This window comes from Pseudomonas helmanticensis, assembly GCF_900182985.1.
Taxonomy (GTDB): Bacteria; Pseudomonadota; Gammaproteobacteria; order Pseudomonadales; family Pseudomonadaceae; genus Aquipseudomonas; species Aquipseudomonas helmanticensis.
In genome coordinates this window covers 2802711-2821918 of sequence record NZ_FXUY01000001.1, presented here as the reverse complement: position 1 = coordinate 2821918, position 19208 = coordinate 2802711, and the positions used below count along the sequence as shown (strand labels likewise).

Genomic DNA, 19208 nt, shown 5'->3' with positions numbered 1-19208 from the left:
GGCCCGCGCCGGCAAGGACTTTTATGACTCAGCGACCGGGCAATCAATTGTTCGATGCCTACTTCACTGCCCGCGATATGCGTGAGGTGTTCTGCGATCAGGGCCGCGTGCAGGCGATGCTTGATTTCGAAGCGGCGCTGGCGCGGGCGGAGGCGCGGGTCGGAATGATTCCTTCGTCTGCGGTTGCACCGATTGCGGCGGCGTGCAGTGCGGGTCTGTATGACTTCGCGACGCTGGGCGAGGCGATTGCCACGGCCGGCAATTCGGCGATTCCGCTGGTCAAGGCGCTGGGCAAGCAGATCGCCGCCAGCGATGCCGAGGCCGAGCGTTATGTGCATTTGGGCGCGACCAGTCAGGACGTGATGGATTCCGGATTGGTCCTGCAATTGCGTCAGGCGCTGGAATTGATTGAAGGCGATCTGGCGCAATTGGCCGAGTCTCTCGCCACCCAGGCACAACGTCACGCCGCCACGCCGCTGGCCGGACGCACCTGGCTGCAACACGCGACGCCGGTAACTCTTGGCATGAAAATCGCCGGTTGGCTCGGCGCGATCACTCGCAGCCGTCAGCGTTTGCGTGAACTTAAACCGCGTCTGCTGGTGCTGCAATTTGGTGGCGCATCCGGGACGCTCGCAGCCTTGGGCGAACAGGCGTTACCGATTGCCGAAGCGCTGGCCGAAGAACTGCAACTGACCTTGCCCGAACAACCGTGGCACACCCAACGTGATCGCGTGGTCGAGTTCGGCGCGGTGCTCGGTTTGATCGCCGGCAGCCTCGGCAAATTCGGCCGCGACATCAGCCTGTTGATGCAGACCGAAGCGGGCGAAGTGTTCGAACCTTCAGCACCGGGCAAGGGCGGCTCGTCGACCATGCCGCACAAACGCAATCCGGTCGGTGCGGCGGTGTTGATCGGCGCAGCGACGCGGGTGCCGGGTCTGGTCTCGACGCTGTTCAGCGCGATGCCGCAAGAGCACGAGCGCAGCCTCGGTCTGTGGCATGCCGAGTGGGAAACCTTGCCGGAGATTTGCTGCCTGGTGTCGGGTTCGCTGCAACAGGCGCGCTTGCTCGCCGAGGGCCTGGAAGTCGACGCCGAACGCATGGCGCGCAATCTCGAACTAACCCAAGGGCTGGTGCTGGCCGAAGCGGTGAGCATCGTGCTTGCGCAACGGGTTGGCCGCGACACCGCGCATCATTTGCTTGAGCAATGCTGCAAACGCGCGGTGGCCGAACAGCGCCACTTGCGCGCCGTACTGGGTGACGAACCCAAAGTTACCGCCGAGTTGAGCAGCGCTGAACTTGATCATCTTTTGAACCCCGCCCATTACCTTGGCCAGGCGCGAACCTGGGTCGAGCGCGCGGTGGCCGAACACAACGCATTGTCTGTCTGAAAGGAGAGGGCTGTGGCTTTCGTTCAACTCGCCGATGGCGAACTGCACTATCAAATAGAAGGTCCGGTCGATGCGCCGGTGCTGGTGCTGTCCAACTCGTTGGGCACTGATTTGCACATGTGGGACGCGCAGATGCCGGCGTTCACCGAGCACTTTCGCGTGCTGCGTTTCGATACCCGTGGTCACGGTCAATCGCTGGTGACGCCGGGGCCGTACCGCATCGAGCAACTCGGTCATGACGTACTCGGTTTGCTGGATGCGTTGCACATCGAACGCGCGCATTTCTGCGGACTGTCGATGGGCGGGTTGATTGGGCAGTGGTTGGGGATCAATGCCGGTCATCGTTTGAACAAGCTGATTGTCTGCAACACGGCGGCAAAAATCGGCGATCCGTCGGTGTGGAATCCACGCATCGAAACCGTGCTGCGTGACGGCGCGGCAGCGATGGTTGCCCTGCGTGATGCGTCGATTGCCCGTTGGTTTACCCCGGATTTTTCCGCTGAACATCCGGCGGCAGCCAAGCAGATTACCGAAATGCTCGCCGCCACTTCGCCTGAGGGTTACGCGGCCAATTGCGCGGCGGTGCGTGATGCCGATTTTCGCGAGCAGCTCGCCTCGATCAACGTGCCGTTGCTGGTGATTGCCGGCACTGAAGATGCGGTGACGCCGCCGTCCGGTGGGCATTTCATTCAGGAACATGTACGCGGTGCCGAGTACGCCGAGTTCTATGCGGCGCATCTGTCGAATGTGCAGGCCGGTGCCGATTTCAGTGATCGTGTGTTGGCGTTTTTAAACGTCTGACAAGGGGATTTTCGTGGACGAGAAACAACGTTATGACGACGGCATGCAAGTGCGCCGCGCGGTACTCGGTGATGCGCATGTCGATCGCAGCCTGACCACGCTGACCGAGTTCAACTCGGAGTTTCAGGAAATGATCACCCGGCATGCCTGGGGCGATATCTGGACACGTCCAGGGTTGCCTCGGCATACGCGTAGTTTGATCACCATCGCCATGCTGATCGGCATGAACCGTGAAGGCGAGCTGAAGCTGCATTTGCGCGCAGCGGCCAATAACGGTGTGAGCCGTGGCGAGATCAAGGAAGTGATCATGCAGAGCGCGATTTACTGCGGGATTCCGGCGGCGAATGCAACGTTTCATCTGGCCGAGTCGGTGTGGGATGAGCTGGGTGTCGAATCCCGGGAGTGAGTGGTGCAAACCGAAAAGATCGCAGCCTTCGGCAGCTCCTACATTTGGAATGCGTTCCCCTGTAGGCGCTGCCGAAGGCTGCGATCTTTTGCTCTTCAAACCCTGGCCACAATAAATATCCGCTTGAACGCAAACAACGTATGCCCGTCGCACTCCTGCGGATAATGCTTATGCACCCGCATCAGGTAGTGATAAATAAACCGCGCCTGTTCTGCTGAACTCAGCGCCTGCATCACCGGCCGCAGCGCCGAAACTTTCACCCAGTCATACACCGGCGACTTCCCATCAACCACCTGCAACTGCTCGGTCTCCCAGATATCCAGCGACTTGGTCAATGGTGCGAGCAAGCGGTAGTAATCCTCCAAAGACAACAACGGCCGCGCCGCCATGCGCTGACGCAGTTCCGCCGTGCCCAATGGCTTGCCGCCGACACCACCGTCGTCGAGGGTTTCGAGCATCAACCGATACCACAACGCATCGCGCCAGTCCGGCATGTGCGCGGCCAGACAGCCGCCCGGGTTGAGCTGGCCGAGCAGGCGCGGCAGCAGCGTTTCATGGCCATCGATAAAGTGCAGCACGGCGGCGGCGAACAGCAGGTCTGCCGGTTGTTCGGGCTGCCAGTCGAGCAGATCGCATTGCTGCCATGCGGCGTTGATCGGCAGGCGATGCGCTTCTTCGAGCATTTGCGCTGAACTGTCGATTCCGAGTAACTGCGCTCGCGGCCAGCGCTTGGCCAGCACTTGCGTGGCAATGCCTGTGCCGCAACCGAGGTCATAAATACGTTGGGGGGTTCGCAGCTCGACACGATCAAGCAGTTCGTTGACCGGGCGTTGCCTGAGGCGAGAAAACTGCTGGTACGCTTTGGCGTCCCAGTCGGGGGCTGCTGATTTGAGTCGGGTGATCATGAGGTCATCCTCTGGTGATCAAAGGTGTCTTCCGATGACAACCTGGCTCAAGTCTTTAGGGGACCAACATCAACAGATAACGGAAGCGGAAAGGGTATACACCTGAGTCCTTCAGGTTTTTTTACTCTACTCGACGCCCAGCAAAGCGCCATTAATCCAGACCAATGGCACAAATCTCCTGTAGGAGCTGCCGAAGGCTGCGATCTTTTGATTTTGATCTTAAAAACAAGATCAAAAGATCGCAGCCTGCGGCAGCTCCTACAGGATCGCGGGGATCAGATCTAACAGTGTTTACAACAGACTGATCGGGTAGCTGACGATCAGCCGGTTTTCGTCGAATTCGTTATTGCTGAAATCCCGGCGCATGGTCGAGTTGCGCCATCTGACGTTGAGATCCTTCAGCGCGCCGCTCTGCAAGGTGTAGCCCAATTCCGATTCGCGGCCCCATTCCTTGCCGTCGGTGATGGTCCCGGTGTGCACGTTGTCGCCGCTGATGTAGCGGTTCATCAGTGTCAGGCCGGGAACGCCCATGGCGGCGAAGTTATAGTCGTGACGCAGTTGCCAGGAGCGTTCCTGCGCGTTGTCGTAACTGGCGTTGTAGCTGTCGTTGGCGAGGGTGCCGCCGCTGGTGCCATTGACGCGCATCCACGCGCTGTCGCCGGTGAGTTTCTGCAGGCCGACGTAGAAGGTGTTGCCGCCATATTTGGCCGAGAACATCCCCGACCAGGTCTTGTTGTCGAGATCGCCGGCGCGGGCGCTGCCGTCGTCCTTGCCGTAGAAGAAACCGAGGTTGGCGCCCAGCGTCCAGTCGCCGAGTGGCTGGCTGTGGATCAGATTGACGTATTGCTGGCTGTAGATGTCCTTGAGTTCGGCGTTCCACAGCCCTATCTGCGTGCGCTTGTCGTTGAACACATATTCGCCGCCCTGAAAGTTGAAACGAGCCGAGGTGAACGCTGCTTTGCCGGTCATCGACATGTCGCTCATGCTGCTGTCGTCGCGCGGGCTGTTGGCGCGGAACTGGCCGCCGTAGAGGGTCAGGCCGTCGATTTCCTTCGAGGTGATCTGGCCGCCGCGAAAGGTTTGCGGCAGTGAGCGACCGTCGTCCGAACGGAGGATCGGCAGCACGGGCATCCACTCGCCGACCTTCACTTCGGTCTGGGAAAGCTTGGCCTTGAAGGCGACGTTGGTGCGCCCGAAGTTGTCGGCCGGGCGGCCGTCGTGATCCAGCGGCAGCAACTGCGTGCCGCCGGTACCTTTGCCGCCATCGAGCTTCACCGAATACAGACCGAGCACGTCCATGCCAAAACCGACGGTGCCTTGGGTGAAGCCGGATTTGGCATCAAGGATGAAGTTCTGCGTCCACTCTTCAGCCTTGCCCTGCGCTTTGGTCGAATTGGTGAAGTTGCGGTTGATGTAGAAGTTGCGCAGGTTGAGGTTGACCTTGGCACCGTCGACGAAACCGGCTTCTTCCGCCACGGCGGGCAGGGCTGCGCCAGCCAGGGCCAGGGCGATCAGGCCGGGGAATGCGTAGGGCGCAGGGGACGTTGTCATGGCTGGGGACTCTCTTGTTTTTTTAAGCGAACGGGGGCGCTGCCGCTGTTTTCGGGCGCAGACATGAAAAATGTTCAGGGATGAAACGACGGCAATCAGCCGGATGGGGCGGAGCGCTTGAGCATGGTGTCGAACCTGTTGTTATTGGTTTTGTGGCTCGAATGGTGCGGGGGGCGGTGGTAGGGATTCAATCGGCGGAAGCGGGTTTTGGGCGATTATCGAACAGCATTCGGATCAAAAGATCGCAGCCTTCGGCAGCTCCTACATTGATCCCTGTAGGAGCTGCCGAAGGCTGCGATCTTTTGATTTTCAGCCAACAAAAAGCCCACCAATCGGTGGGCTCCTTGTTTTCACCTGATGATGATCAGAACAACTTCATCTTCGGTGCTTCTTCTTTCAGCGGTTCGTTCTGCGCGGTTTGCGCATTCCAGCCACCGCCCAAGGCCTTGTACAGGTTGACCGCACTGGTCAGCTGCGCGAGGCGGTCGGTGATCAGCGCTTGTTGCGCGCTGAACAGCTGACGCTGGGCATCGAGGAAGGTCAGGTTGCTGTCGACACCGATGCGGTAGCGACGCTCGGCCAGACGGTAGTAATCCTGGTTGGCCTGCACGAAGTCACGCTGCGCCTGCAGCTGGTCGGTGTAGGTCTGGCGGGCGGCGAGACCGTCGGCGACTTCCTGGAAGGCCGTTTGAATGGACTTCTCGTAGTTCGCCACGCCAATGTCCTTCTGGATCTTGGCGGCGTCGAGGCTGGCGCGCAGGCTGCCGGCGTTGAAGATCGGCAGGTTGATCTGCGGCTGGAACAGCCACGTCCCCGAACCGCCCTTGAACAGGCCGGACAGGTCCGGGCTCAGGCTGCCCGCGTTGGCGGTCAGGCTGATGCTCGGGAAGAACGCTGCACGCGCCGCGCCGATGTTGGCGTTGGCTGCCTTCAGGTTGTACTCGGCCTGGAGGATGTCCGGACGACGTTGCAGCAGATCCGAAGGCAGACCGGCCGGTACGTCGCTGAGCAGGTCATCCGACAGCGGTTTGGCCGCTTGCAGATTGGCCGGAATACCGGTGCCGAGCAGCAGGGTCAGGCTGTTTTCGTCCTGCGCCACTTGGCGGGTATAACGCGCCAGTTGTGCACGGGCGTTTTCCACCGACGTGCGCGACTGCGCCAGATCCAGCGCCGACGCGACACCGACTTCGTTGCTGCGGCTGGTCAGCTTGTAGCTTTCTTCGAAGGCACCGAGGGTGTCTTGGGTCAGCTTGAGCAGTTCCTTGTCCGCTTGCCAGGTCAGGTAAGCGTTGGCGACGCTGGCAACCAGACTGATCTGGGTGCTGCGACGCGCTTCTTCAGTAGCGAAGTATTGTTGCAACGCTTGCTCGCTCAGGCTGCGAACGCGACCGAACAGGTCGAGTTCGTAGGCGCTGATGCCGACGGTGGCGGAGTAGGAGCTGGTGATGCCCGCTTCACCGGTCTGCGAGGCACGGGCCGGAACCCGCTGACGGCTGCCACTGGCATTGGCCGAAACTGCCGGGAACAGGTCGGCACGCTGGATGCGGTATTGAGCCGCGTAAGCGTCGATGTTCAGCGCCGCGACACGCAAGTCGCGGTTGTTTTCCAGGGAGACCTGGATCAGCTGTTGCAGCGCCGGGTCATGGAAAAACTGCTTCCAGCCCTGCTCGGCAGCGGCCTGCGCCGGTGCCTGGGCCGGCGAGTACGCCGGCCCCTGTGGGTATTGGCCTGCGACCGGAGCCTCAGGCTGCTGATAGTCAGGTATCAGCGAGCAACCGCTCAGCACGAAGGCGGCGACTGCGATGGAGAGTAGCGACTTGCTCATTGGCCAGCCTCTTTAGGAGTTTCAGTCGCTTCATCCTCATCAGCGATTTTACGCTGGCCGATGGACGAAACCGTAACGAAGAACAGTGGGACCCAGAAGACCGCCAGGATCGTGGCTGTGAGCATACCGCCAATTACGCCGGTACCGATCGCGTGTTGGCTGCCCGAACCGGCACCGGTGGAGATCGCCAACGGTACAACACCGAGGACGAAGGCCAGCGACGTCATGATGATCGGTCGCAGACGCATGCGGCACGCTTCGATCGCCGCATCCCGCAGGCTGCGTCCCTGTTCATGCAGTTCCTTGGCGAACTCGACGATCAGAATGGCGTTTTTAGCCGCCAGACCGATGGTCGTCAACAGGCCCACCTGGAAGTACACGTCGTTGGACAGACCGCGCAGGCTGGTGGCCAGCAGTGCACCGATGATCCCCAACGGCACCACGAGCATAACGGCGATCGGAATCGACCAGCTCTCGTACAGCGCCGCCAGACACAGGAACACCATCAGCAGCGACAGGGCGTACAGCGCCGGTGCTTGCGAACCGGACAGACGCTCTTCATACGACAGACCGGTCCAGGAGATACCGACACCCGCCGGCAGCTTCTTGGCAATCGCTTCGACTTCGGCCATCGCATCACCGGTGGAGTAACCCGGCGCCGGAGAACCGAGGATCTCCATCGCTTCTACACCGTTGTAACGCGCCAGTTTCGGCGAACCGTAAATCCACTCGCCCTTGGCGAACGCGGAGAACGGCACCATGGTCCCGGCGCTGTTGCGCACGTACCATTTCTTCATGTCTTCGGGGCTCATGCGAGCGCCGGCCTGACCTTGCACGTATACCTTCTTCACCCGACCACGGTCGATGAAGTCGTTGACGTAGCTACTACCGAAGGAAATCGACAGGGTGCTGTTGATGTCGGAAATGCTCACACCCAGGGCGCGGGCTTTCTCGTCATCAATTTCCAGGTGGTATTGCGGCTCGTCGTTCAGGCCGTTCGGACGTACCTGGTAGAGCACCTTGCTCTGCGCGGCCAGACCGAGGAACTGGTTACGCGCTTCCATCAACTTGTCGTGACCGATACCGGCACGGTCTTGCAGGAACACGTCGAAACCGGTGGCGTTACCCAACTCCAGTACCGCTGGCGGGGCAAAGGCAAACACCATCGCATCGCGGAAGGTGAAGAAGTGCTGCTGCGCACGCTGGGCGAGGGCAAACACGCTGTTGCTGGCGTCACGCTCGTCCCACGGTTTGAGCATGATGAACGCCAGACCCGAGCTCTGCCCACGACCGGCGAAGTTGAAGCCGTTCACGGTGAACACCGAGGCCACCGCGCCGGACTCTTTCTCCAGCAGGTAGGAACGCATTTCGTCGATGACGACTTGGGTACGTTCAGCACTGGAACCGGCCGGGGTTTGCACCTGAGCGAACAGTACGCCCTGGTCTTCTTCCGGCAGGAACGCGGTCGGAATGCGGGTGAACAGCCAGATCATGCCAACCACGATCAGCAGGTACGCCAGCAGATACGGGGCTTTGCGCGACAGCATGTTGCCAACGCCGCGCTCGTAGCTGCGAACGCCACGGTCGAAGTTGCGGTTGAACCAGCCGAAGAAACCTTTTTTCGGCGTGCCGTGCTCGCCTTTCGGAATCGCCTTGAGCATGGTCGCGCAGAGCGCCGGGGTGAAGATCAGCGCAACCAATACCGACAGGGCCATGGCCGAGACGATGGTGATCGAGAACTGCTTGTAGATCACACCGGTGGAACCGCTGAAGAACGCCATCGGCAGCAATACTGCCGACAGCACCAGCGCGATACCGACCAGGGCGCCCTGGATCTGGCCCATGGACTTCTTGGTCGCTTCCTTCGGTGACAAGCCTTCTTCGCTCATCACCCGCTCGACGTTTTCCACCACAACGATGGCGTCATCCACCAGCAAGCCGATGGCCAGCACCATACCGAACATGGTCAGGGTGTTGATGCTGAAACCGAACGCCGCGAGGATGCCGAATGTACCGAGCAATACCACCGGCACAGTCATCGTGGTGATGACGGTGGCGCGGAAGTTCTGCAGGAACAGGAACATCACCAGGAACACCAGCACGATTGCTTCGACCAGGGTTTCAACCACACCCTTGATCGACTCGGTCACCACCGGAGTGGTGTCGTACGGGAACACCACTTCCATGCCTTCCGGGAAGAACGGCTTGAGCTCGTCAATCGTCTTGCGCAGGGCTTTGGCGGTGTCGAGGGCGTTGGCGCCGTTGGCCAGTTTCACCGCCAGACCGGACGACGGCTTGCCGTTGAACTGGGCCGAAATGGTCGAGTTCTCGCCACCCAGACCGACATCGGCAACGTCACCGACACGAACTTGCGAACCGTCCTGATTGACCTTCAGCAGAATCGCCTTGAACTGCTCGGCAGTCTGCAGACGGGTCTTGCCGATGATCGTGGCGTTCAGTTGCTGGCCAGGCAGCGCCGGCAAACCGCCGAGCTGACCGGAGGAGACCTGGACGTTCTGTGCCGAGATGGCGGAGCTGACGTCAGCCGGGGTCAGGTTGAATTTGTTCAACTTGGCCGGGTCGAGCCAGATGCGCATCGCGTACTGGGCACCGAAGACCTGGAAGTCACCGACACCGGCGGTGCGCGAGATCGGGTCCTGCATGTTCGACACGATGTAGTTGGACAAGTCGTCCTTGGTCATGCTGCCGTCACGCGATACCACGCCGATCACCAGCAGGAAGTTTTTCACTGCCTTGGTCACACGGATACCTTGTTGCTGCACTTCTTGCGGCAACAGCGGGGTGGCCAGGTTCAGCTTGTTCTGAACCTGAACCTGCGCGGTGTCGGAGTTGGTGCCTTGCTCGAAGGTCGCGGTGATGGTCATGCTGCCGTCGGAGTTACTTTCCGAAGACACATAACGCAAGTTGTCGATACCGTTGAGCTGCTGCTCGATCACCTGAACCACGGTGTCCTGCACGGTTTGCGCCGAAGCGCCCGGGTAGGTCACGGAGATCGCAATGGCCGGTGGCGCAATGCTCGGGTACTGGTTGATCGGCAATTTCAGGATCGAAAGTGCCCCGACCAGCATGATCACCAGGGCAATTACCCAGGCGAAAATCGGACGGTCGATGAAGAATTTTGACATGAGTTACTCCCCTTTGCCGCCAGCGGCTTTGTCAGCAGGCTGAGCGGGGGCCGGGTTCTTTTTCGCTACGTTGGTGGCTTCGGTCGGGTTGACTTGCACGCCCGGACGCACGTATTGCAGGCCTTCGGTGATCAGGCGATCGCCGGCTTTCAGGCCGTCTTCGATCAGCCACTGGCTGCCGACGGTGCGGCTGGCCTTGAGCTGACGCAGTTCGACCTTGTTGTCGGCGCCGACGACCAGTGCGGTCGGAGTGCCTTTGAGGTCGCGGGTCACGCCTTGTTGCGGCGCCAGAATCGCTGCGGCATTAACACCAGCCTGCAACTGAGCGCGAACGAACATGCCCGGCAGCAGGGTGTGATCCGGGTTCGGGAACACGGCGCGCAGGGTCACGGAACCGGTAGTCGGATCGACCGACACTTCGGAGAATTCCAGCTTACCGTCGAGCTTGTACTGGCTGCCGTCTTCCAGGGTCAGTTTGACCGCTGCCGAGTTCTCGCCGGATTTTTGCAGGCGACCGCTTTCCAGCTCGCGGCGCAGTTCCAGCAATTCAACCGAGGACTGGGTCACGTCGACGTAGATCGGGTCGAGTTGCTGGATCGTTGCCATGGCGTCGGTCTGGCCATTGTTGACCAGCGCACCTTCGGTGACCGAAGAACGACCGATGCGCCCGGAGATCGGCGCGTAAACCTTGGTGTAACGCACGTTGATCTGCGCGCTCTGCAACGACGCTTCCGATTCCATGCGGTTGGACACGGCGGTGTCGTATTCCTGACGGCTTACCGCTTGTTCATCGACCAGTTGCTTGTAGCGATCGGAGATCGACTTGGTCGAACGCAGGTTGGCTTCGGCGCTTTTCAGGGTCGCTTCATACACGGCTGGATCGATCTGATACAGCTGCTGGCCGGCTTTGACGTCGCCGCCTTCCTTGAACAGACGCTTGAGAATGATGCCGTTGACCTGTGGTCGAACTTCCGCAACGCGGAACGCACTGGTGCGGCCCGGCAGTTCCGAGGTGAGGGTAAAGGCTTGTGGTTGCAGGGTAACGACGCCGACCTGAGGGGGCGGAGCGGCCGGTGCCGCTTCTTCCTTTTTGCATCCGCTGAGCAGCGATGCCAAGGCGACGGCAGTGACCAGAGCGGTAACAGCTGGCTTGAATTGCATGAAAATCCTCGGGTCAGGCGCGCAAAAAGCGCACAAGAAGTGTGGAAGGGTAAAAAAAGGGTACCGGGTGGATAAGTAGCTTGCTAAGGAATATACTTACGTTCATGGTTGTTTGTAAATACCTTGGCGTCGTATCCACCCTGTTACAAAAATCGTCGCAAGGTTTGAAATTGTAGGCCGGGGAGCCGATTCATGAGAGATCGCCCCCTCTTTATTCAGCGGATATTCAGCCATCCCTGAAACATCCTGTTTGAGGTTTTACTGCCATGGTCCGTCGTACCAAAGAGGAAGCTCAAGAAACCCGCAGCCAGATTCTGGAAGCGGCGGAGAAAGCCTTTTATGAAAGGGGCGTCGCGCGTACGACCCTGGCAGATATCGCGACGATGGCCGGCGTGACGCGCGGTGCCATCTACTGGCATTTCAGCAACAAGGCCGATCTGCTCCAGGCCATGCTCGATACGCTGCATGAGCCGCTGGATGAGCTGGCCAAGGCCAGTGAGAGCGAGGACGAAATAGATCCGCTGGGCTGCATGCGCAAACTGCTGATTCATTTGTTTCATCAAGTTTCGCTGGATCCGAAGACCCGCCGCATCAACGAAATTCTGTTTCATAAGTGCGAATTCACCGATGAAATGTGCGATTTGCGCCAGCAGCGCCGGGTGGCCAGTCTCGAATGCAATGAGCGCATCGGGCTGACCCTGCGTAATGCGGTGAATCGTGGGCAGTTGCCGGAAGATCTCGACACTGCTCGCGCGGCCATCAGCATTCATGCCTATATCGATGGCCTTCTGTATGGCTGGCTGCTGGCGCCGGACAGCTTTGAGCTGCATGCGGAAGCCGAGCGTTGGGTCGATACAGGGTTGGACATGCTGCGCCTGAGCCCCAGCCTGCGCAAATGAAACAAAATGCGTAATTGAATCTGTCCGTGTCAAGACTTGAAGCGTGGAAATGTCCCTGCTTCAAGTCTTTCTGCAATGGGGTGCTTTTATATACGTACGTTGGCCAGGTTGATAGGCAGCGAGCTACGTATTTTGTAGGGGGTTTGTGTCGACTGTGTGAATAAAGGTTAACGACTCGGGCTAAAAGGGTGCCGAGCAGCCGATACGCACCAACCGGTCCGTTTCGTTTCTGTGTCCCCCTGTGCTCGATCTTCACCTCCGGGCAGTGTTACTTCGATGGGCTGAAGCCACGACCGTGAATGTACTTGCACCTTATTAGCGACAGCGTTGTCCGTACCGTTACTACATGAACGGGCAACCCTTTATCAGGCCGACGGCGTCATAAAGGCGATCATCTTATAGTTGTAAGGGTAAACCGGGTTTTCATTTTGCAGGGCCGCGCCGCAGGTGATGGGTTCGGCGCCAATAGAGAAAGCATTGCTTTCCCAGAAGAGTTCGACTTTTGGAACTCGGTGTCCCGCCGTTTGTCTGTGGCAATAACTGAGTGTGGTGTCGAACCGCACTTTTTGTTTGTAGTTGGTGTAGCAGATGTAAGTGCTAAATACCTCTTTTTTGATATCGTAATCAATATCGCTGTCCTGCTTCAGATGAGGATCGCCTTCAAACATCATAAAGACGGTCTGGTAAGGGAGGATCTTGTCGATACGAGTCGCGGGTGGCTGCTTTGGAGAGGAATCGTCAAGCCAGAAAGTAGAATCTGTGGCATTGGTGATTTGCAGGAGGAAAGTAAGTTTGTTTGGATCTGCATCATTCATGTTTAAATGTCCTTATTGAATTAAGTGTCTTGGTTTGCAACTGATTAGTTGCTGAATGAAGCTTAGGTTTATATTGTTCTGGTGGCGAATCTTTAAATGTATGCAAATAAAAAAGCCCTGGCTCTTTCGAGGCAGGGCTTTCTGTTAGTTGATGTTGGTTACAGCGTTGGATAATCGATATAGCCGACCGCACCTTTGCCGTAGAACAGCTCAGGACGTGCATCGTTGAGCGGTGCATCAGCCTTCAAGCGCGCCGGCAGATCCGGGTTGGCAATGAACGGCACACCGAACGCCACGGCATCAGCCTTGCCGCTGGCCAGCCATTCATTGGCGCTGTCTTTAGTGAATTTTTCGTTGGCAATGTACGGGCCGCCGAAAGCTTCTTTCAATTGCGGGCCGAGGCTGTCGGCGCCTTCTTTCTCACGGGAGCAAATGAACGCGATGCCGCGTTTGCCCAGTTCACGTGCGACGTAGGTGAAGGTTTCCGCCAGGTTGTCGTCGCCCATGTCGTGGGAGTCAGCGCGTGGTGCCAGGTGCACGCCAACACGGCCGGCGCCCCAGACTTCGATGGCGGCGTCAGTTACTTCCAACAGCAGGCGAGCACGGTTTTCCAGCGAGCCACCGTAGTTGTCGGTGCGCTGGTTGGTGCTGCTTTGCAGGAATTGGTCGAGCAGGTAACCGTTGGCACCGTGGATTTCCACACCGTCGAAACCGGCGGCTTTGGCATTTTCAGCGCCGGTGCGGTAGGCGTCGACGATGTCGGCGATTTCAGCGGTTTCCAGTGCGCGCGGGGTTGGGTAGTCGGCCAATGGGCGAACCAGGCTGACGTGGCCTTTGGGCTGGATGGCGCTCGGTGCGACCGGCGCTTCACCGTTGAGGTACGACGGGTGCGAGACGCGGCCGACGTGCCACAGTTGCAGGAAGATCTTGCCGCCAGCGCCGTGAATGGCTTTGGTGACGTTAGCCCAGCCGCGCACTTGATCGTTGGACCAGATGCCCGGGGTGTCCGGGTAGCCGACGCCCATCGGCGTTACCGAAGTGGCTTCGCTGAGGATCAGGCCGGCGGAAGCGCGTTGCACGTAGTACTCGGCCATCAGCGCGTTCGGTACGCGACCTTCGTCGGCGCGGCAGCGGGTCAGCGGGGCCATGATGATGCGGTTGGCCAGCTCGACGTCGCCGAGTTTGATTGGATCGAAAATAGTTGCCATGTCTACAACCCTCGTAGGTGAAAGTTAATCAGTGAGTAGCGGGGGCCAGATCGGCATTGCCGCTCTGACGGAAAGTAATCAGGGTCACCAGCAGGGCGAGCACTGCCAGCGCGGCGGCTGCGAGCGGTACGCTGGTCAGGCCGTAACCGTGGGCGATGACGCTGCCGCCGACCCAGGCGCCGAGGGCGTTGCCGACGTTGAAAGCGCCGATGTTCAGGGTCGACACCAGGTTCGGTGCGGCTTTGCCGAAGGTCACCACGTTGACTTGCAGCGCCGGTACGGCGGCGAAACACGCGGTGGCCCAGAGGAACAGAGTGATTTCAGTCGGGATCAGCGCGACGCTGGTCCAGGTCAGCACGGTGGAGATCACGGCCATGGCGATGAACACGCCGATCAGCGTCGCGGCCATACCTCTGTCGGCGAGTTTGCCGCCGATGATGTTGCCGACGGTGAGGCCCAGGCCGATCAGCATCAGCGTCCAGGTCACGCCACGTGGCGACACACCGGTGACTTCACCGAGCAACGGCGCGATGTAGGTGAACAAGGTGAACACGGACGCTGCGAACAGCGCGGTCATGCTCAGCGATAGCCAGATCCCGGCACCTTTGAGGGCGGAGAGTTCGGCGCGCATGTCGAGTTTCTCTTCGTCGCGCTTGGCCGGCAGGAAGCGGATCAGACCGATCAAAGCGATCACCCCAATCACGGTCACCGCCCAAAAGGTCGAGCGCCAGCCGTATTGCTGACCCAGCGCGGTGCCCAGCGGCACGCCGAGGACGTTGGCCAACGTCAGACCGGTGAACATCAAAGCCACCGCCGAAGCACGTTTGTTGGCCGGTACCAGATTGGCTGCCACCACCGAACCGATGCCGAAGAACGCACCGTGACACAGCGCGGTGATCACCCGGGCAAACATCAGCACGTTGTAATCACTGGCAATCGCGCAGAGCAGGTTGCCGACAATAAAAATGCCCATCAGCGCGACCAGTGCAGCTTTACGCGGCAGTTTGGCGGTGGCCATTGCCATGAACGGCGCACCGATGGCCACGCCCAAGGCGTAACCGGTCACCAGCCAGCCGGCGCCGGGGATCGACACACCGAGGTCGGCCGCGACATCGGGCAACAGGCCCATGATGACGAATTCGGTGGTGCCGATGGCGAAGGCGCTCAAGGCGAGGATGAGTAGCGAGAGGGGCATGCGGGTTTCCTTGTCGGCTGGCTGACGTTAAGGGTCAGAGCTCTTTACTGAGGGTGCTGAGGAACGCCTGGATCACGTCCTCGTTGCGTTTGAAAAAGTGCCACTGACCGGCCTTCTGGCTGCTGATCAGACCGGCGCGTTGCAACGTCGCGAGATGTGCGGAAACGGTCGACTGCGACAAGCCGCAGCGCTGATCGATCTGCCCGGCGCAGATGCCGTACTCGTGGTTGTGCAGTTGTTCCGGAAATTCTGCTTTCGGGTCTTTCAGCCAGTTGAGGATGTCTCGCCGTACTGGGTGCGCCAGGGCTTTTATTATTTCGTCGAGGTCAAGGTTCATGGCAGGGGGCTCGTAATGTGTACAACGCTATATCGCGATGAGGCGAACTTTAAATCGTTAGATCGCGATATACCAATATGATTTTGATCTGTGATCAGCATAAATTGGTATATCGGGTTATAACGATATGGTGAGGTGTCGATTGCAGGGCGCGGTGCTAAGCTGCGCCCATGAACTATCTCGCACATTTGCACCTCGGTGGCCAGCGCCCCGGTCAGTTACTCGGCAGTCTGTACGGCGACTTCGTCAAAGGCCGGCTGCAAGGGCAGTTTGCGCCGGAGGTGGAAGCGGCGATTCAACTGCATCGACGGATTGACGTGTTCACCGATCACCATCCGCTGGTGGACATCGCGCTGGGGCGGTTTACCGAGACGCGGCGGCGTTATGCCGGGATCGTCCTCGATGTGTTTTTCGATCATTGCCTGGCGCGGGACTGGCGGTTGTATGCCGATCAGCCGTTGGAGGTATTTACCGCTGATGTGTATCGGGTGCTGACCCATGAACGGCAGTTGCCCGAACGACTGGCGAAGATTGCGCCGCACATGGTTGCCAATGACTGGTTGGGTTCGTATCAGGAATTTGAAGTGCTGGAGCAGGTGCTGCGCGGGATCTCGCGGCGGTTAAGCCGGCCGGAGGAACTGGCGGGGGCGATGCAGGAATTGCGGCGGTTGTATGAGCCGTTGAGTGAGGATTTCCGGCTCTTTTACCCACATCTCCAAAGTTTCGCCAAAAACCCCCAGACGCCGGAGCTCTAATGTAGGAGTGAGCCTGCTCGCGATAGCGGTGGATCAGTCACATCGATGTTGCCTGATGCACCGCTATCGCGAGCAGGCTCACTCCTACAGGGACTTTGTGTTTCAGGCAGTTCTCCAGGATTTTGCTGGGTTGCGGGATTAAGCAAGATCAAAAGATCGCAGCCTTCGGCAGCTCCTACAGGGGGCAATGTAGGAGCTGCCGAAGGCTGCGATCTTTTGCTTTTCAAGCGGCGATCAGTTCGCCTGCGCGACGCGGTTCAGCAGGTTTCGCCACCTCACCAAACAACACCTTCTGCACCGCCTGCTGTGCCTCGAACGCCAGCGCCGCACGCTCACGGCCCTGGCAGGCAATCGGCTTGAGCAGGTGCACTTCGACATCGCCGCAATCATTGCTGAACAGACGCATCAGGTGCGACAGCAGATCATCATCACCAATGAACGGCGCCAGTGCATCGAGTTCGCCATCGCGCAGATATCGGATCGCCACCGGTTGCAGCATCACCTCGGAATCAATCGCCGCCGACAGCAAGCGACCATGAAAGGTGCGCAGCGAGCGGCCATCGGTAGTCGTGCCTTCGGGAAACATCAGTAATGCGTGATCGCTTTGCAAGTGACGGGTCATCTGCTTGCGGATCAACTGACTGTCGCCCGAACCGCGACGAATGAACAGGCTGCCAGCCTTGGCCGCAAGCCAACCGGCCACCGGCCAGGTGCGCACTTCGGCCTTGGACAGAAACGACAACGGCGTGAGCATGCCGAGCAGCGGAATATCCGTCCACGACACATGATTGCTGACCCACAGCATCGGCTGCTGCGGCAACTCACCGTGCACCGTCATGCGAAAGGGCAGGGCGTTGCTCAGGCGCGCCATGAAGAAGCGTGACCAGCGCTGGCGCCGCTCCATCGAATGCGCCAGGCCAATCCGTTCAAACATGCCGAAGACGCTGGCCATGGTCAATCCGAGCGAGACCACCAGCAGCACCCGCGCAATCCGCGCGTACACCCGCAGCCGGCTCATCACACGGCCGCCTTGAAGTGTTTGGCGTAGCGCGGGCAGAGTTCGTCGCGCTTGAGCAGGATGAACACGTCGGCGACCTGGAAGTCTTCGTCCCAGCACGGCTCGCCACAGATCTTCGCGCCCAGACGCATATAAGCCTTGAGCAGCGGCGGCATTTCGGCGATCACGTTGGAGGGAATATCCAGCGTCGGCAGCGGATTTTTCGGCTCGGCGCGCAAGTGCTCGGTGCACAGATAACGCTCGCGCAGACGCTGCATGATCGCGTGCGCCTGAATGCCGCCGTCCTGCATCGGGATGCTTGCGCAACCCATCAGATAGCTGTAGCCACCCTGATTCAATACTTCGGCCAACTCGCCCCACAACACCGCGATGGTGCCGCCGTTGCGGTATGCCGGGTCGACGCAGGTACGGCCAATTTCGAGGATCGGACCTTGCAGATGCGCCAGACCGTGCAGGCTGAATTCTTCTTCGCTGTAGAACCTGCCAAGGCTGCTGGCGGCGGTGTGATCGAGCAAACGGGTGGTCGCCACCAAGCGACCGGTATTCAGATCACGTACACCGATGTGGCTGCAGTGAACATCATAATCATCCATGTCCAGACCCAGTTCCGCGCCTTTCAGCTTGGCGTTGAACTCGCCGCTGAAGACGTTGAAGCGCAAGGCCTGGGCTTGCTGCAGAGCCTCGGCGCCGATCAGGCGTTCGGCTTGCAGACGGCGTTCATTGCCGGTGTCGCTGATGCGGGCGATCTGAGTCATGTGAATCTCCGTACGGGCCTTGAACCCGTCGTGGGTTGCAGCCGATCGACTTTCTTTATGCAGCCGTGTTGTGCAAAGTCAGGCTATGTAGCCCCGGTGTCATCGCCATGAACGTTCGGTGATGCTTATATGACAGCCCACAAGGAGCCTCTTATGCCCTGGCCAGATCTGCTGCAAAGCCATGAACGATTGCCCGCCGTTGCTGACCTTGCCGAGGGTTTTGCGACGTTGTTGCAGCAGTTGGGCAACGTCACACCGTTCGAATTGGCGATCGCGGGCGGACGGCGGATGGCGACGCCGGGGCTGGCGTTTCTGGTCGGTTATCAGGCGGCATTGCGCATGTTGTGGCCGAGTGCTCCGCTCAGCCTTGGCGCGTTGTGTGCGACCGAACAGCGCAGTCTGCGACCGGCGGACATGCACACGCGGCTCACCGATTTACGCCTGAGCGGGCGCAAGGATTTCGTCACGGCCGGTGATGCGGCGGATTGGTTGCTGATTGCTGCGCGCAGTGAGGAGCCCGGCGAAAATCCGCGCCTGAGTCTGGCCGTGGTGTACCCAGGTGAACCCGGTGTGACCGTGGAAAAACTGCCGGCGTTGCCGTTGATGCCGGACATCAGTCATGGCCGCTTGCTGCTGGATGGCGCCCTGTGCGAGTTGCTCGCGGGCGATGGTTGGGACGCTTATGTGAAGCCGTTTCGCACCCTCGAAGATGTCTATGTGCTGAGCGCGATGACCGCGTGGCTGTATGGCGTCGGGCAGGACAGTGACTGGCCGCAGGCGCTGCAACTTCGATTGCTAGCGTTGTTGGCCGGGTGCGCGGAGGCGAGCCGGCAGCCGCCGAATAATGCGGCCGGGCATGTGCTGTTGGCTGGGTTGTTTGCGCAGTTTGATTCGCTCAAGCCTGAGGTTGATCAGGCGTTGGCGGAGGGTGGTTCGGAGTGGGCGCAGATGTGGGCGCGGGATCAGGGGGTGATGCAATTGGCGGCTGGGGCTCGGGCCAAGCGGTTGGCCAAGGCTTTGGCGGTGGCCTGACTGGCGTCTTC

17 protein-coding genes are annotated in these 19208 nt (G+C 59.7%); 6 read left to right on the top strand and 11 right to left on the bottom strand.

Annotated elements, in window-relative coordinates; all coding sequences use genetic code 11:
• Nucleotides 1-23 precede the first annotated feature (23 nt).
• Genes QOL84_RS12595 through pcaC form a run of 3 tightly spaced genes read left to right on the top strand, consistent with a single transcriptional unit; the run spans nt 24 to nt 2595 of the window.
• On the top strand, nt 24-1388 hold the full coding sequence (locus QOL84_RS12595) for a 3-carboxy-cis,cis-muconate cycloisomerase (RefSeq protein ID WP_283437404.1): 1365 nt from the start codon (nt 24-26) through the stop codon (nt 1386-1388).
• A 12-nt stretch (nt 1389-1400) separates the two neighbouring features.
• Nucleotides 1401-2189: a 3-oxoadipate enol-lactonase gene (pcaD, locus tag QOL84_RS12590; protein ID WP_283437403.1), complete on the top strand. Its 789-nt coding sequence runs from the start codon at nt 1401-1403 to the stop codon at nt 2187-2189.
• Nucleotides 2190-2202: 13 nt separating this feature from the next.
• Entirely contained in the window at nt 2203-2595 is a 393-nt protein-coding gene (gene pcaC, locus QOL84_RS12585) for a 4-carboxymuconolactone decarboxylase (RefSeq protein WP_025110738.1), read from the top strand.
• Nucleotides 2596-2690: 95 nt separating this feature from the next.
• On the opposite strand, the gene QOL84_RS12580 is transcribed toward pcaC, so the two are convergent.
• The 5 genes from QOL84_RS12580 to QOL84_RS12560 all read right to left on the bottom strand — a co-directional run bounded on the left by QOL84_RS12580 (nt 2691) and on the right by QOL84_RS12560 (nt 11183).
• Nucleotides 2691-3500, bottom strand: a complete 810-nt coding sequence (locus tag QOL84_RS12580) for a methyltransferase domain-containing protein (protein ID WP_283437402.1) — start codon at nt 3498-3500, stop codon at nt 2691-2693.
• Nucleotides 3501-3791: 291 nt separating this feature from the next.
• Entirely contained in the window at nt 3792-5051 is a 1260-nt protein-coding gene (locus tag QOL84_RS12575; protein ID WP_283437401.1) for an OprD family porin, read from the bottom strand.
• 364 nt (nt 5052-5415) lie between these two features.
• A complete protein-coding gene (emhC, locus tag QOL84_RS12570; protein WP_129390249.1) occupies nt 5416-6876 on the bottom strand; it encodes an efflux RND transporter outer membrane subunit EmhC in 1461 nt (486 codons plus the stop codon).
• Nucleotides 6873-10022 carry an efflux RND transporter permease subunit EmhB gene (gene emhB, locus QOL84_RS12565; protein WP_283437400.1) on the bottom strand — a complete coding sequence of 1050 codons (3150 nt, stop codon included), beginning with the start codon at nt 10020-10022 and terminating at the stop codon, nt 6873-6875. Before emhB ends, emhC begins: the two co-directional genes overlap by 4 nt.
• A 3-nt stretch (nt 10023-10025) precedes the next feature.
• Nucleotides 10026-11183, bottom strand: coding sequence for an efflux RND transporter periplasmic adaptor subunit (locus tag QOL84_RS12560; protein WP_053117889.1), 1158 nt, complete (start codon nt 11181-11183; stop codon nt 10026-10028).
• Between the two features lie 266 nt (nt 11184-11449).
• Between QOL84_RS12560 and emhR the strand changes: the two genes are divergently transcribed.
• Nucleotides 11450-12082 (top strand): efflux system transcriptional repressor EmhR, encoded by a 633-nt coding sequence (gene emhR / locus QOL84_RS12555; protein ID WP_129390258.1) that lies wholly within the window; start codon nt 11450-11452, stop codon nt 12080-12082.
• Between the two features lie 365 nt (nt 12083-12447).
• Here the strand turns inward: emhR and QOL84_RS12550 are convergent, their stop codons facing one another.
• From QOL84_RS12550 to QOL84_RS12535, 4 genes are all read right to left on the bottom strand, one after another.
• Nucleotides 12448-12897: a hypothetical protein gene (locus QOL84_RS12550; protein WP_283437399.1), complete on the bottom strand. Its 450-nt coding sequence runs from the start codon at nt 12895-12897 to the stop codon at nt 12448-12450.
• 158 nt (nt 12898-13055) lie between these two features.
• The gene (locus QOL84_RS12545) at nt 13056-14105 is read right to left on the bottom strand and encodes an alkene reductase (protein WP_283437398.1); all 1050 of its coding nucleotides are present in this window, start codon (nt 14103-14105) and stop codon (nt 13056-13058) included.
• Between the two features lie 28 nt (nt 14106-14133).
• The gene (locus QOL84_RS12540; protein ID WP_283437397.1) at nt 14134-15300 is read right to left on the bottom strand and encodes an MFS transporter; all 1167 of its coding nucleotides are present in this window, start codon (nt 15298-15300) and stop codon (nt 14134-14136) included.
• 34 nt (nt 15301-15334) lie between these two features.
• Nucleotides 15335-15637: an ArsR/SmtB family transcription factor gene (locus QOL84_RS12535; protein ID WP_008080109.1), complete on the bottom strand. Its 303-nt coding sequence runs from the start codon at nt 15635-15637 to the stop codon at nt 15335-15337.
• A 170-nt stretch (nt 15638-15807) separates the two neighbouring features.
• Between QOL84_RS12535 and QOL84_RS12530 the strand changes: the two genes are divergently transcribed.
• The gene (locus QOL84_RS12530) at nt 15808-16392 is read left to right on the top strand and encodes an acyl carrier protein phosphodiesterase (protein WP_283437396.1); all 585 of its coding nucleotides are present in this window, start codon (nt 15808-15810) and stop codon (nt 16390-16392) included.
• A 223-nt stretch (nt 16393-16615) separates the two neighbouring features.
• Here QOL84_RS12530 and QOL84_RS12525 read toward each other — a convergent pair whose 3' ends face one another.
• Nucleotides 16616-17410, bottom strand: coding sequence for a lysophospholipid acyltransferase family protein (locus QOL84_RS12525; RefSeq protein ID WP_283437395.1), 795 nt, complete (start codon nt 17408-17410; stop codon nt 16616-16618).
• Nucleotides 17410-18165 (bottom strand): L-ornithine N(alpha)-acyltransferase, encoded by a 756-nt coding sequence (gene olsB / locus QOL84_RS12520; RefSeq protein WP_283437394.1) that lies wholly within the window; start codon nt 18163-18165, stop codon nt 17410-17412. Before olsB ends, QOL84_RS12525 begins: the two co-directional genes overlap by 1 nt.
• Before the next feature lie 153 nt (nt 18166-18318).
• Between olsB and QOL84_RS12515 the strand changes: the two genes are divergently transcribed.
• On the top strand, nt 18319-19197 hold the full coding sequence (locus QOL84_RS12515; RefSeq protein WP_283437393.1) for an acyl-CoA dehydrogenase middle domain-containing protein: 879 nt from the start codon (nt 18319-18321) through the stop codon (nt 19195-19197).
• Nucleotides 19198-19208 lie beyond the last annotated feature (11 nt).